The sequence below is a fragment of the Flavobacterium flavipallidum genome (assembly GCF_038289905.1).
In the GTDB taxonomy this organism is placed as follows: domain Bacteria; phylum Bacteroidota; class Bacteroidia; order Flavobacteriales; family Flavobacteriaceae; genus Flavobacterium; species Flavobacterium flavipallidum.
Window position 1 is genome coordinate 1 of sequence record NZ_JBBYHU010000015.1, and the last position, 13,575, is coordinate 13,575.

Here is a 13,575-nt window from a genome sequence, read left to right on the forward strand (position 1 = left end):
AAAATGCAAAATTATTGGTCGTGTATTTTCTGTAATTAACAGACAAACTCCATACATAAACACCTATAAATTTGCCTGTTAATTTTTAAAATTTTACTTGTTTTTTATCATAGAATGCGCTAACGAATATCTACAAGTCCGAGCCATCGGGATTAACTTCGTCTAATTACATTTCGTGAATAGTATTAATATTTACTCAAATATTCTGGAGTTGCCAAAGAACTATTTTTAACGTTATCTGGTATTGGAGTTTTCCAATAATCAAACCCCTGAGTTTTTAAATAAACTACCAATTTCATCTTTTCCTTATAATCTTTAGTATTCAAATCAAAAGTTAACTCTCTAAGTCTATATAAAATTTCATAATCTCCTGGATGAAATTTTGATTTTTTAGGATATTTAAGTTTTCTAAAATCAACCTTTTGGTCGAATATTAAATAATTAACAGTTTTTATGCGTCTATAAACTAACGCTTGTTCTAAAGGAGAATTCAAAGAAGTGCCAATCGCCCCCCCCAGTCTATAACTCGAGTAAAATGTGGATTAGCACCAGCTTCAACCAATATTTTTACATTATCAAATTTAGGCCATTTAGCAGCCTCAATTAAAGGGGTACTCGATTGTGCTTTTGAGGAATACAAATTTACGTCAGCTCCCTTCTTAATTATGTATTTTAAAGTTTCTAAACTTTCTGGTAAACTATTGTAAACTGGCGAATTAAGATCAATAATAATGGCATTACCATTTTTGTCCATCAGGTTTGGGTTTAAGCCTTTGTTTACAAGTTTGCGTATGGCAAACATATTATTAGTTCTTAGGGCAAATTGTCCTATGGTCATCCCAAATTTCTCGTCTTGAAAGTTGATGTATTCTTTCGGTAAAGCATCAATGAGTCGAGAAATTTTTTCCTTGTTTCTAAACCAGATAGCTCCAGATAGGGTCTCAGCCAAATCATACAAAGGTGTCCCGTAGAATAAGGCTGGATTTTTCCCTCGTAAAATTTCGCCCCAAACATCCTTTTCACTGGCTTCAGAGTATTTAATTTCAGGAACTTCTTTTGCCCATTTGTCTTTTTGAATTTTAGAAGTGTATAGATAAGCTATAATAACTACTAAAATTATTAATATTAGATTAATATGTTTTTTATTCATTACATTAATATTAATTTCCGACCGAACAGATTTACCACAATCGCTAGCGCAGGTATTTACCTGTGTTCGCAAAGATTGGTGTTTTCAAAACAAATCTAATAAAAAACAACAAGTAACGATCGGTTTTTGTAGTATTTTTCTAAAATAAAAAAGCTACGAACCTAATCATAGCTTTGTGTATTTTTTGTCAAAACAGTATTTATTTTTCTTGTTATCCTAAGCTTTCTTCAAACAGCGTAATGTCAATCGCATTTTTCACATCGTAATCGCCAATTTTAGTACGACGTAACGCAGTAAGGTGTGAACCAGAATCTAGGGCTTTTCCAAAATCATAGGCAAGGGAACGAATGTACGTTCCTTTGCTGCATAATACTCTAAAATCGATTTCAGGCAATGCAATTCGGGTGATTTCAAATTCGTGAATGGTGGTTTTTCGGCTGGCAATTTCCACTTCTTCACCGGCGCGGGCGTGTTCGTACAAGCGTTTTCCATCTTTTTTGATAGCAGAAAAAATAGGTGGCTTTTGGTCAATTTCGCCTAAAAATTGCTTTACCGTTTCGTGAATTAAAGCTTCGTCGATGTGTTCTGTTGGGAAAGTCGCATCAATTTCAGTTTCTAAATCATAAGAAGGTGTGGTAGCGCCAATGTAGAAAGTTCCTGTGTATTCTTTTGCTTGCCCTTGAAGTTCGGCTATTTTTTTGGTGAATTTCCCAGTGCAAATTAATAGCAGTCCGGTTGCCAAAGGATCTAAAGTTCCGGCATGACCAATTTTGAATTTTTTAGGCAATCCTACTTTGTTAATCAGCAGGTATTTTAATTTGTTCACCGCTTGAAACGAACTCCACTGCAAAGGTTTGTCCATCAATAAAACCTGTCCTTCTAAATATTCTTCCTTTGTCATTAGATAACCGTCAATGGGTGAATGAAATAATGAATAATCAACAAAATAAGTCCGGCTGCGATACGGTAGTAACCAAAAACTTTGAAGCCTTTTTTACTTAAATAACCAATGAAAGATTTAATGGCTAACATAGCCACGATGAAAGCTACAATATTTCCGATAACCAAAAGGTTGATTTGGTCGTGAGTTAACACATAACCGTCTTTGTAAAAATCATAACATTTTTTAGCGGTAGCACCAAACATTGTTGGCACAGCAAGGAAAAATGAAAATTCGGCGGCGGCAGTTCTGGAAAGTTTTTGAGACATTCCCCCAACGATGGACGCACCACTACGGGAAACTCCCGGAATCATGGCGAAACATTGGAAGAAGCCAATTTTTAAAGCTCTGGAGTAGGTGATTTCGGTGTCATCTGAATTATTAAACCAATCATCTACTTTGAGCAGGATGATTCCGCCTATTAATAACGAAATGGCAACAGTAACCGGGTTTTCTAATAAAGTATCGATTTTTTTGCTGAAAAGCAAACCAAAAACGACTGCCGGAATAAAAGCTACCAATAATTTGAAATAGAAATCAAAAGACTGGAAAAAACGCTTGAAATACAAAACCAAAACCGAAAGGATAGCACCTAACTGAATGACGATTGTGAAAAGCTTCGTAAAATCATCATGAGCTATTCCGTAAAAAGAAGAGGCAATAATCATGTGTCCTGTTGATGAAACAGGCAGGAATTCGGTAATTCCTTCAATAATAGCAAGAACAATTGATTGGATGGTGTTCATTGTGTAGTATTCAGTATTCAGCGTTCAGTATTCAGTTTGTCAGCTTGTTCCGAAATTTCGGGAGTCGAAGCTTTTTCTAACTAAAACTTCTAACTGTTTATTTTGTTTTTTTGAAAATTGAATAAATGGTGATTCCAAAACCAATTAAAACAGTTGTTGGTGCTAATCGGATTCTTCTAAAGTCAAAAATAGCATCGCTGTACACTTTCGGATCATCGCTTCCACCACCTGACATTAGAATAAAACCAAGGGCAATTACTCCAATTCCGATAAAAAGGAATTTGTAATTTACTTTATCAAATAAGAATTCTTGTTTGTTATTTTCCATTTTATTGAGAGGAACGAAGTATTCTCATTCCTTATTTTTTAAGTTATTTTCTAATTCTAAAATTAATAAAGATCGTCAGTTCTTAAGTTTAAGAAACGTTGTGTGGCAAAATGCGTACTTAACCAGGTGATTAAAACTCCAAAACCAAAAACGGCAATGAACACAAGTAAAATAAGTCCTTTATCCTCAAGAATTCCTAAATCAGGAAAATTAGTTTGTACATAAGATAAGAGTCCGATTAATGCCAAGATGGCTAAAGCAGCTCCTAACATTCCAAGTCTTACACTACGCATTACAAATGGTTTTCTGATAAAAGATTTGGTTGCGCCAACCATTTGCATGGTTTTGATAATAAAACGGTTCGAATATATAGATAAGCGTAGCGAACTGTTGATTAATAAAACCGCGATAAAAGTAAGGAAGCAACTGATGATTAAAATCCACATACTTACTTTTTTGATGTTGTCGTTTACTAGATTTACTAACTGTTTATCGTAAACAATATCTGAAATCATTGCGTTTTTAGCGCGCAATTGACGTTCAATTTTAGCCACACTGTCTTTTTCAACATAATCAGCTTTGATATGGATATCGTAAGAGTTTTGCAAAGGATTTTCGCCTAAGAAAGTCAGGAAATCTTCGCCAATAATATCTGTGTGTAATTTAGCAGCATCATCTTTACTTACATAAACAATTTGTTTTGCAAACGGTGCTCTTTTTAATTCAGCACCAAAACTTTTCAGAATCGTATCATTGGCTTCGTTTTTAAAGAAAACCGTCATGGCGATTTTTTCTTTAAAGTCGTCAGCTAATTTTTTAGAATTGATAATAAAAAGTCCTAATGTTCCTAGTAAAAACAATACCAGGAAGATACTTAAAACTACCGAAAAATAAGAGGAAATTAACCTGCGTTTTTGAAACTTATCAAATGAAGAACTCATAGTTTATTTTTATTATGGGGTAAAAATAATAAAGAATTTCTTTATATGAAGTTAATAACGTTCAAAGTTTTTATTTTCTTATAGTTTACAGAGGTGTTTTTTGAAAAAAAGTGGTGGCAATTTTAGGTTAAAAGTAATTTTAAACCGGCAATTGTTAGTCCGGCAGCCAAAAGGTATTTTAGTGTTTTGGAGTTGAATTTTTGGCTTCCAAAATAGGATCCCAATAAACCACCAATGATAGTGGCGACAACCGCAATTTGTAAATCAGAACCAAGATTAAAACCTCCTTTTTGAATTTGTCCATACAGTCCTGAAAGGGAGTTGACAAAAATAAATAAAGCCGAAACAGCAGCGGTTTCCTTAAGTTTTGACCATCGCATTAATAGCATTAAAGGGCTTAGGATGATGCCACCGCCAATTCCTAAAAGTCCCGAAAGGAGTCCGATACTTCCGCCCGAAAAAAGCCCTGCCCATAATGGGATTTCTTTGTTGGGTTCGTTTTTTTCCTCAAATTGATATACTAATCGGATTATTGAAATGAATAAACAAAGTCCTAATATTTTTTTATAAATAGCATCTGGTAAACTCATTGTGCCTCCCCAAAAAGCCATTGGAATACTTGCAATTACAAAAGGCAAAAACAGTTTTAATTTAAAAAAACCAGCTCGATAAAAACCTATAAATGAGAATAAGGAAACGGCTAAATTCATTACCAAGGCAGATTGTTTCATCAAGATGGGACTAACGCCTGTTATAGCCATAACAGCCATATAGCCACTGGCACCTCCATGACCTACTGAAGAATATACAAAGGCAACAATGGCCAGGGCAAGTAATAAAAGAATAGAATTGAATTCCATAAGAAATTTTTTGCTGATTTTGTAAAGGTCTATTATTTCTTAAAATTGAATAGTTCCGGTTTAAAAGTGACCATCAAGTAGCTCCAAACCGGAATGATGTTGCTGTTTCCTGTTTTAAGTGTTTCCATGCTTTTTTCGGCTGCCATATAGGAGAAACCAAAATCAATCATAGTGAAATTGTTGTATTTGTAGTGTAATGATAAGTCGTTTTCAAATCCTAAATAAGGATGAATGCTGTTGTTCAGATTGTTTTTTACGTTATTTTGCAGGTAAAACAAATGAAAGTCGGAGCGCAAACTAAGTTTTGGGTTCAGATCATAAATAAGATGCAGGTACGGATTGATTAATCCTCCGTTTTTTAAATCGGAAGGGAATGTTGTAAAATAATCCATGTTTCCCATAAAACGCCATGCTACTCCGTAAAGTGGAACAAATGATTTCGAGATTTCACTTGGTTTATCGGCATTGTCCCCACTCATGAATTCAGCTCCTAAACGGCTGGTTAGTTTTTTTGTTTTCAACTGGATTTCTGGCTGGAAATAATAAGCCGAAATTCTATTTCCGGCCTGTAATTGTCCGTATTGATAGTAACCACTCAATGTTACGTATAAATTTCCTTTTTCAAAATCAAATCTTCCTCCCGAAGTGGCACGAGTGTAAAGGGTGTTCGTATTTGTTTTACTTTGATAGCTATCCGCAGCATTGATAGTTGTTAAGCTAAAATGATCGTTCAGTTTTGCTTTTAAATAATGCACATTTAACAACTTATAGTTCGTAAATGTGGTTGGCGAAAAATCAGTTTCAAAAATACGTTCAGCTGTTTGATTGAAAGCTGTAATGAATTCCGAATGAATCTTACTGTTTTCATAAATCAGGTTGATTCCGTCATGTGCTCTTGCTGCCTGACTCCAGTTGGCTGCCGAGAAAAGTCTTCCGTTATCCAATTCTACTTTTTGACGACCTATTCGAAGCGAAAAATGATCAGAAAGTCCCGTTTCTGCATAAGCTTCAAAAACATTAAAAGAACCTGTGGTAGAAGTTTGTCCGTATTGTCCCCAAACGCGAAGATCCTGGACAGAAGTGTGAAATTTGAATTTCGGTTGGCTGTAATTAAAATACAATCGGCTCCTTTGAGTGACAAAATAAGCGGCTTTGGTATCGGCAGTTCTCAATTGTCTGTAACCGTCACGATATTCTGCTCGGGGTCTGAATTCTAATCCAATGGAAAAGTTTTTGTTTTCAGAATTGACTTTTTGATTTACAATCGGAAGAGCCATTATCGAATCGGCTTCTCTTTGAGTAATGAGTTTTTTTTGTAACAGTAAGTTGGCTAAGGACGAATTGTCTTGTGCTGCTGTTTTTTCGAAAAAGAAAAAGCTTAATGTAGTTAGAAAGCAGAGCAGAGCAGTTTTTTTCATAAAAAAATATTTGTGGAAAATGTCCTTTAAAACAGACTGCAAAAATAAGTATTCTTACTTAGGATTCAATTGCTTATTGATTTATTTCTTCTTTTCCATAAATAACTTTGGTGCAATGTGCAATAAACGTAAATTTGCGACTTGTTTTTAAAGTTTCTAAAACTCTAAATAATTTTAAATGAGAAAAATATTAATTGGTTTTCTGTTTTTGTTTTCTGTTTCTATTTTTTCACAAGATTTGAAGTATGGAGTAGTTGTAGGTGCAAATTCTTACGACCTTGAAATTAAAGGGCCTATAATTGCTGCCTCAGGTATTAGTCTTTTTAATATTGGTGGATTTGCTGATTATAGAATTAAGGATCGTTTGGGGGTTAAAACACATTTGATTTATAATACTACAACCGAGTATGATTATTATTACTACAATCCTCCAACCGATATGAGGGGTTTATTTGATTCAGCTAAATTGAAAACTCTCCAACTACATTCTTTTTTAAAGTATGATGTTAAACGAGATTATAATAAAGGGTTTTATTTATTAGGTGGACTTAGAATGACAAATGTTTTAGAAGCTAAATCTGATACAGATGAAAATTTAAACGGGTTTTATAAAAAAGTTAATTTTGGTGGTTTGTTTGGGTTTGGTACTACTTTTTTGAAAAATTTTAGTTTTGAATTAGTAGGTGATTTCAGTTTAACTAAGACAATTAATATGGATGACAGTAAACCAAAAAACTTGGGGTGTTACGCAAATATTTTATTTAACATAGAGCCTTTATTTAATCATTCAAACTAATTTATTAATCCTTTTTTTAAAAAAAATAAAAAGATTATTTACAATACATGAAATACAATCCGAACGAAATTGAAGCCAAATGGCAAAAATACTGGGCTGACAATAAAACTTTTGCAGCCTCTAATACTTCCGAAAAACCAAAACATTACGTTTTAGATATGTTTCCTTATCCATCGGGAGCGGGCTTGCACGTAGGGCATCCGCTGGGTTATATTGCATCGGATGTGTATTCCCGTTTCAAGAGACATCAGGGTTTTAATGTATTGCACCCAATGGGTTACGACAGTTTTGGATTGCCGGCTGAGCAATATGCGATTCAAACAGGGCAGCGTCCTGAAGATACAACCCGCGTAAACATTGACGGAGGTGTTGATAAAGAAGGAAATCAAATTGCAGGTTACAGAAAGCAATTGGACAAAATAGGATTTTCATTCGATTGGGATCGTGAAGTACGTACTTCTAATCCAGATTATTACAAACATACCCAGTGGATTTTTATCCAGTTATTTAATTCCTGGTATAATAAAACGACTGACAAAGCTGAGGATATTTCGACCTTGATTGCTCTTTTCGAAAAAGAAGGAAATGCTAATGTAAATGCAGTTTGTGACGATAATATTGCTGCATTTTCGGCTGCTGAATGGAATGCTTTCGCAAAAGACGAGCAGGAGAAAATCCTTTTACAATATAGATTAACGTACTTGGCAGAAACAGAAGTCAACTGGTGTCCGGGATTGGGAACGGTTTTGGCAAATGACGAAATTGTAAACGGAGTTTCGGAGCGTGGTGGTTTTCCGGTTGTTCGTAAAAAAATGACCCAATGGAGCATGCGAATTTCTGCTTATGCAGAACGTTTACTGCAAGGTTTGGATACAATTGACTGGAGCGAATCGATTAAAGAATCACAAAGAAACTGGATTGGAAAATCGGTTGGTGCGATGGTTTCTTTTGCGGTGAAACCTCACCCCCAGCCCCTCTCCAGCGGAGAGGGGAGTCAGGCTGTTGAAAAGGGATACATGACAGCCAATGTTTCGATTGCAAATCAATTAGTAGCTAATGCAAGAGAAAATCGAAAGAATCCAACAGAAGCGGAAAATGTACTTTGGCAGGAAGTTCGAAATTCAAACTTAGGTTATAAAATTCGAAGACAACATTATATTGGCAATTTCATAGTTGATTTTGTTTGTTTGGAGAAAAAGTTAATTATTGAAGTTGACGGAGGATATCACGATACAAAAGAACAAATTGAATTAGATGGAGAACGTACTTTAGAGTTAGAGCAAAAACATCTTTATAAAGTAATTCGTTTTACCAATGAAGAAGTTTTAAGTGACATAAAATCAGTTTTATCGAAGATAAAAGAAGAATTGAGTTTGCGAAATTCTTATAACACCAGCGATACACAAGCTCCCCTCTCCGCTGGAGAGGGGCTGGGGGTGAGGTATATTGACGTATTCACAACCCGTCCTGATACTATTTTCGGAGTAACATTCATGACTTTGGCGCCGGAACATGAATTGGTAGCTCAAATTACAACTCCAGAGCAAAAAGCGGCTGTTGAAGCTTATATTGAAAAAACTTCAAAACGTTCGGAACGTGAACGTATGGCTGATGTAAAAACCATTTCGGGAGTATTTACAGGTGCTTATGCCGAACATCCGTTTACCAAAGAAGCTATTCCGGTTTGGATTGGTGATTATGTGTTGGCGGGTTACGGAACAGGTGCTGTAATGGCGGTTCCTTGCGGCGATGAAAGAGATTATGCTTTTGCTAATTTCTTCAAAGGACAAAACGGAATGCCTGAGATTAAAAATATTGTTGACAAAGATGTTTCGGAAGCTGCTTTTGGCGGGAAGGAAGGATTCCAATTAGTGAATTCCGATTTCTTAAACGGCATGGGTTACAAAGACGGAACTCAAAAAGTAATTGCCGAATTAGAAAAAATCAATCAGGGTTACGGGAAAATCAATTACCGTTTGCGTGATGCGGTTTTCTCCCGCCAGCGTTATTGGGGAGAGCCATTCCCTGTGTATTATGTAAATGGTCTTCCAAAAATGATTGAAGCACAGCATTTGCCAATCATTTTACCGGAAGTAGAGAAATATTTACCAACAGAAGACGGTTTGCCTCCATTAGGAAATGCGGCTGTTTGGGCTTGGGATTCTGAAAAGTTGTCGGTTGTCGGTTGTGAGTTGATAGATAATGTGACTGTTTTTCCATTGGAATTAAATACCATGCCGGGTTGGGCAGGAAGTTCCTGGTATTGGATGCGTTATATGGATGCGGGGAATGAAAACGAATTTGCAAGTCAGGAAGCTTTGAAATATTGGGAATCTGTGGATTTATACATTGGCGGAAGCGAGCACGCAACCGGGCACTTATTGTATTCCCGTTTTTGGAACAAATTCTTAAAAGACAAAGGTTTTGCGCCAACAGAAGAGCCGTTCAAAAAACTGATCAATCAGGGAATGATTTTGGGAACGAGTGCTTTTGTTTACAGAATCGAAGGAACGAATAGTTTTGTTTCTAAGAATAAAATTGGAGATCATAAAGTACAGCCAATTCATGCTGATGTTTCAATTGTAAATGCTTCAGATGAATTGGATATTGAAAAATTTAAAGCCTGGAGAGAAGATTATGCGAATGCAGAATTCATTTTAGACGAAAACGGAAAATACATCGTTGGTCGTGAGGTTGAAAAAATGTCGAAATCTAAATACAATGTAGTTACTCCGGATGCTATTTGTGCGGAATATGGTGCCGATACCTTGCGTTTATACGAAATGTTCTTAGGGCCATTGGAACAGGCAAAACCTTGGAATACGGCTGGTATTTCGGGAGTTTTTGGCTTCCTGAAAAAATTATGGCGTTTGTATTTTGATGATAATGGTTTGATTGTAAATAACGACGAGCCAACAAAAGACAACTTAAAATCATTACACAAAACCATAAAGAAAGTAGCAGAAGATATTGAAGGATTCTCTTTCAATACTTCGGTTTCTCAGTTTATGATTTGTGTCAACGAATTGTCAACTCAAAACTGTCATTCCCGTGCTATTTTAGAACCGTTGGCTATTGTGATTTCGCCTTATGCACCGCATATTGCAGAAGAATTATGGAGTTTGTTGGGTAATGAAGGTTCGATTGCAACGGTAGTTTTCCCAGTTTTCGAACCAAAACATTTAGTAGAATCAGAGAAAGAATATCCGGTTTCGTTTAACGGAAAAATGCGTTTTACTATCAAATTGCCTTTGGATTTAACCAAGGAACAAATTGAGGAAATCGTAATGAAAGACGAAAGAACTCAAAAACAATTAGACGGCAGAACGCCAAATAAAGTAATTATCGTTCCGGGGAAAATCATCAATTTGGTTGGATAACCAAATAAATTCCATCCCGATAGCTATCGGGATAAAAATTCCAAATTCCAATGACAGCATGTTAATTGGAATTTGGAATTTTTGCTTTTGCTGTTTCCTATTGTTATTGTGTTTTCTTAGCTGGAATTTGGGATTTAAAATTTGGATTTTTTTTAACAGCTGTCAAATTGGCATTTTTGTAATTTGGTTTAGAATTTGCGGATTCTATTTAAAATTTGAAACTAAAAATATAAACAGATATGGGAAGTGGTTATTTAATTCTGGCGGGAGCAATTATGTTGTTCAGCTGGTTGGTAAGTTCGAGGTTAAAGAGCAAGTTTGAGCATTATTCGCAGTTGCATTTGCAAAATAATATGAGTGGTGCCGAAATTGCTACTAAAATGCTTCATGATAACGGCATTTATGATGTTCGTGTGATTTCGACTCCGGGACAATTAACGGATCATTATAATCCGGTGGATAAAACGGTGAATTTGAGTGAGTCTGTATATAATCAAAGAAATGCTGCTGCGGCTGCAGTTGCAGCACACGAATGTGGTCATGCGGTACAACATGCTGTGGGTTATGAATGGCTGACGATGCGTTCTAAATTAGTTCCTTTTGTAAATGTGGCCTCTTCCTACATGCAATGGATTTTATTAGCAGGAATTATGATGCTGAAAACATTTCCAGGATTGTTGCTAATTGGGATAATATTGTTTGCGGCAACTACTTTGTTTTCGATTATTACTTTACCGGTAGAATATGATGCTAGTAATCGTGCTTTGGCTTGGTTAAAAAATAAAAATATGCTGAATCCTGCCGAATATTCGGGAGCGGAAGATTCTTTGAAATGGGCTGCCAGAACGTATGTGGTAGCGGCTCTAGGTTCTATTGCTACCTTGTTGTATTATTTGTCTATTTATTTGGGCGGAAACAGAAGGAACTAAAAAATAAAATTCCAATCCCGATAGTTATCGGGATAAAATTCCAAATTCCAATAACAATACGTTGCTTGGGATTTGGAATTTTTTTATTGAATATTGCTTTTATTCAGGCATATTTTGTTGTTGCCATTGAACTAAAAGTGCAACCTGCTCATCTGTTAAAGCTGGTTTTTTATTCATTGGAGGCATGAATTTACGATCTTCTTTAGGTAATTTAACGCGGGCAATAATTGAGGCAATATGTTCTTTTACTTGAGCGTAGTTTTCAAAAGGTTCTTTTCGGCCTTGAGGTGGCATATGGCACGGTGTACAACTATTTTCGATGATTGGTTTTACATCGTTAGTGTAAGTAATTTTTTTTACATCAACATAGTCTTTGTTTTTTTTGGCCGAACTACAATTGCTAAGTACAGCTGCTAAAGGAATCATCAATGCAATAATTTTGAATTTGTTCATAAATATAATATTAAAGTTGGTTTTGTTTTTAAGACCTCAAAAAAGGATTTGGGTTTAATTTGATTTTAAAATTAATTTCGAAACTGGAATAAAAAAAGCCGCGAAACTCGCGGCTTAAATATATGTAAAAAGTTAGCTATTATTTAGCTTTATTTACTTCATTAATGTATTTTTCCAATGCCATAGTCATCGAAGGTGTTCCTGGTGCCGGAGCCATTATGTCTACTCTTAGTCCGTGGTCTAAAGCTTCTTTTTGAGTTGTTGGTCCAAAAACAGCAATTCTGGTGTTGTTTTGTTGAAAGTCAGGGAAGTTTTTGTATAATGATTTGATTCCTGTAGGACTAAAGAAAGCCAAAACATCATAATATACATCGGCTAAATCAGAAAGGTCACTCATTACAGTTCTGTAAAAAGTAGCCTGTGTCCAATCAACTTTTAAGTTATTTAAAGTTTGAGGTGCATCTGCATTTAACTGGTCAGAAGCAGGTAGTAAAAATTTCTCGTCTTTGTATTTTTTAATCAAAGGAGCCATGTCAGCAAAATCTTTTGCGCCAACATAAATTTTACGTTTTCTGTAGACTACATATTTTTGTAAATAGAAAGCAATTGCTTCTGATTGACAAAAGTATTTTAAACCTTCCGGTACTTTATAACGCATTTCTTCAGCAACTCTAAAGAAGTGGTCAACAGCATTACGGCTTGTTAAAATAATAGCTGAATAATTGTTAAGGTCAACTTTTTGTAGTCTGATTTCCTTTGCGCTTACTCCTTCGACATGAATAAAAGGTCTGAAATCAATTTTGATTTTATGTTTCTGTTGGAGTTCAAAGTAAGGTGAGTTCTCTACTTTAGGCTCTGGTTGCGATACCAAAATTGTTTTCACTTTCATATTTTAACATTTTTCTAAGCGCTCCCTTTTGTAAACAAATAATACATGAAAAAATAGGGAGCTATTTCGAGAGTGCAAAGATATAAAATAAAATAAAACAACTTACTGAATATTAAATTTTGATATTTTTTTATAGAAAGACAATAAGTTACTATGCTTAGCATTAGTATAATGGCGATTATTGCTATAGGAATATTCTGTGATACAGCGTTGTAATAAAACAAAACAATGTTGATAGGAAGAATTATAATTCCTATGTAGGTTCGGTAAGTGATTTTCTGAAGGTTAAATTGCTCTACAAATTCCTCAATATTGAAGGTTGTCGCTATAATTTTTTCGACTAAAAACTTCGATAAAATGAAAAAAATGATGAAAGTAATTATTTGGATGTACAGAATCCAATCGGTCTTTGAACCATAGCCAAAAATACTGAGACAAATTTGAATAAAAAAAGCAAATGAGATGACCTGAACAAAAAATAAGGAGATGGTAAAACTGCTTTTAAGCTGGCTACTATCACGATAGACTTTAGAATATTTATCTGAAAAAATTAAATTGATAAAATCACCAAAGCGATTTCCGTAAACCGCTTTTGTAACGGCAATAATTCCAAAGGCTAAAACAAACAAAACCGTTGCCCAGTCTTTGCTTTCGGTAATTCTTGGATGTAGAAGATATTCTGTCATAGTGGAGCAAAATTAGTAAAATTTTGTATCAATATTTTTATTATAATTTTATTATGGAA

General features: G+C 35.0%; 14 protein-coding genes. 3 read left to right on the plus strand and 11 right to left on the minus strand.

The features are described from left to right. Positions 1 to 185: 185 nt before the first annotated feature. The 8 genes from AAEO59_RS08815 to AAEO59_RS08850 form a co-directional block, all read right to left on the minus strand. A complete protein-coding gene (locus AAEO59_RS08815; protein WP_341700369.1) occupies positions 186 to 494 on the minus strand; it encodes a hypothetical protein in 309 nt (102 codons plus the stop codon). Next, the gene (locus AAEO59_RS08820) at positions 491 to 1,150 is read right to left on the minus strand and encodes an ankyrin repeat domain-containing protein (RefSeq protein ID WP_341700370.1); all 660 of its coding nucleotides are present in this window, start codon (positions 1,148 to 1,150) and stop codon (positions 491 to 493) included. Before AAEO59_RS08820 ends, AAEO59_RS08815 begins: the two co-directional genes overlap by 4 nt. Positions 1,151 to 1,361: 211 nt before the next feature. Continuing rightward, complete coding sequence (truB, locus tag AAEO59_RS08825) at positions 1,362 to 2,051, minus strand: tRNA pseudouridine(55) synthase TruB (RefSeq protein WP_341700371.1); 690 nt, start codon at positions 2,049 to 2,051, stop codon at positions 1,362 to 1,364. Further along, complete coding sequence (locus AAEO59_RS08830; protein ID WP_341700372.1) at positions 2,051 to 2,836, minus strand: undecaprenyl-diphosphate phosphatase; 786 nt, start codon at positions 2,834 to 2,836, stop codon at positions 2,051 to 2,053. The genes truB and AAEO59_RS08830 overlap by 1 nt, the downstream gene beginning before the upstream one ends. Positions 2,837 to 2,933: 97 nt before the next feature. Then, a complete protein-coding gene (locus tag AAEO59_RS08835; RefSeq protein ID WP_341700373.1) occupies positions 2,934 to 3,164 on the minus strand; it encodes a DUF3098 domain-containing protein in 231 nt (76 codons plus the stop codon). 62 nt (positions 3,165 to 3,226) lie between these two features. Continuing rightward, the gene (locus AAEO59_RS08840; RefSeq protein WP_341700374.1) at positions 3,227 to 4,105 is read right to left on the minus strand and encodes a cell division protein FtsX; all 879 of its coding nucleotides are present in this window, start codon (positions 4,103 to 4,105) and stop codon (positions 3,227 to 3,229) included. 122 nt (positions 4,106 to 4,227) lie between these two features. Then, entirely contained in the window at positions 4,228 to 4,965 is a 738-nt protein-coding gene (locus tag AAEO59_RS08845; RefSeq protein ID WP_341700375.1) for a sulfite exporter TauE/SafE family protein, read from the minus strand. A 32-nt stretch (positions 4,966 to 4,997) separates the two neighbouring features. Then, on the minus strand, positions 4,998 to 6,383 hold the full coding sequence (locus AAEO59_RS08850; protein WP_341700376.1) for an alginate export family protein: 1,386 nt from the start codon (positions 6,381 to 6,383) through the stop codon (positions 4,998 to 5,000). A 178-nt stretch (positions 6,384 to 6,561) separates the two neighbouring features. Between AAEO59_RS08850 and AAEO59_RS08855 the strand changes: the two genes are divergently transcribed. The 3 genes from AAEO59_RS08855 to AAEO59_RS08865 all read left to right on the plus strand — a co-directional run bounded on the left by AAEO59_RS08855 (position 6,562) and on the right by AAEO59_RS08865 (position 11,488). Next, the gene (locus AAEO59_RS08855; protein ID WP_341700377.1) at positions 6,562 to 7,179 is read left to right on the plus strand and encodes an outer membrane beta-barrel protein; all 618 of its coding nucleotides are present in this window, start codon (positions 6,562 to 6,564) and stop codon (positions 7,177 to 7,179) included. A gap of 47 nt (positions 7,180 to 7,226) precedes the next feature. Then, positions 7,227 to 10,559, plus strand: a complete 3,333-nt coding sequence (locus tag AAEO59_RS08860) for a leucine--tRNA ligase (protein ID WP_341700378.1) — start codon at positions 7,227 to 7,229, stop codon at positions 10,557 to 10,559. Positions 10,560 to 10,798: 239 nt separating this feature from the next. Then, entirely contained in the window at positions 10,799 to 11,488 is a 690-nt protein-coding gene (locus AAEO59_RS08865; RefSeq protein ID WP_341700379.1) for a zinc metallopeptidase, read from the plus strand. Positions 11,489 to 11,587: 99 nt separating this feature from the next. Here AAEO59_RS08865 and AAEO59_RS08870 read toward each other — a convergent pair whose 3' ends face one another. The 3 genes from AAEO59_RS08870 to AAEO59_RS08880 form a co-directional block, all read right to left on the minus strand. Continuing rightward, positions 11,588 to 11,941, minus strand: coding sequence for a hypothetical protein (locus tag AAEO59_RS08870; protein WP_341700380.1), 354 nt, complete (start codon positions 11,939 to 11,941; stop codon positions 11,588 to 11,590). A gap of 139 nt (positions 11,942 to 12,080) precedes the next feature. After that, positions 12,081 to 12,830 (minus strand): uroporphyrinogen-III synthase, encoded by a 750-nt coding sequence (locus AAEO59_RS08875; RefSeq protein ID WP_341700381.1) that lies wholly within the window; start codon positions 12,828 to 12,830, stop codon positions 12,081 to 12,083. Positions 12,831 to 12,844: 14 nt separating this feature from the next. Then, complete coding sequence (locus AAEO59_RS08880; RefSeq protein ID WP_341700382.1) at positions 12,845 to 13,516, minus strand: DUF4271 domain-containing protein; 672 nt, start codon at positions 13,514 to 13,516, stop codon at positions 12,845 to 12,847. Positions 13,517 to 13,575: the final 59 nt, after the last annotated feature.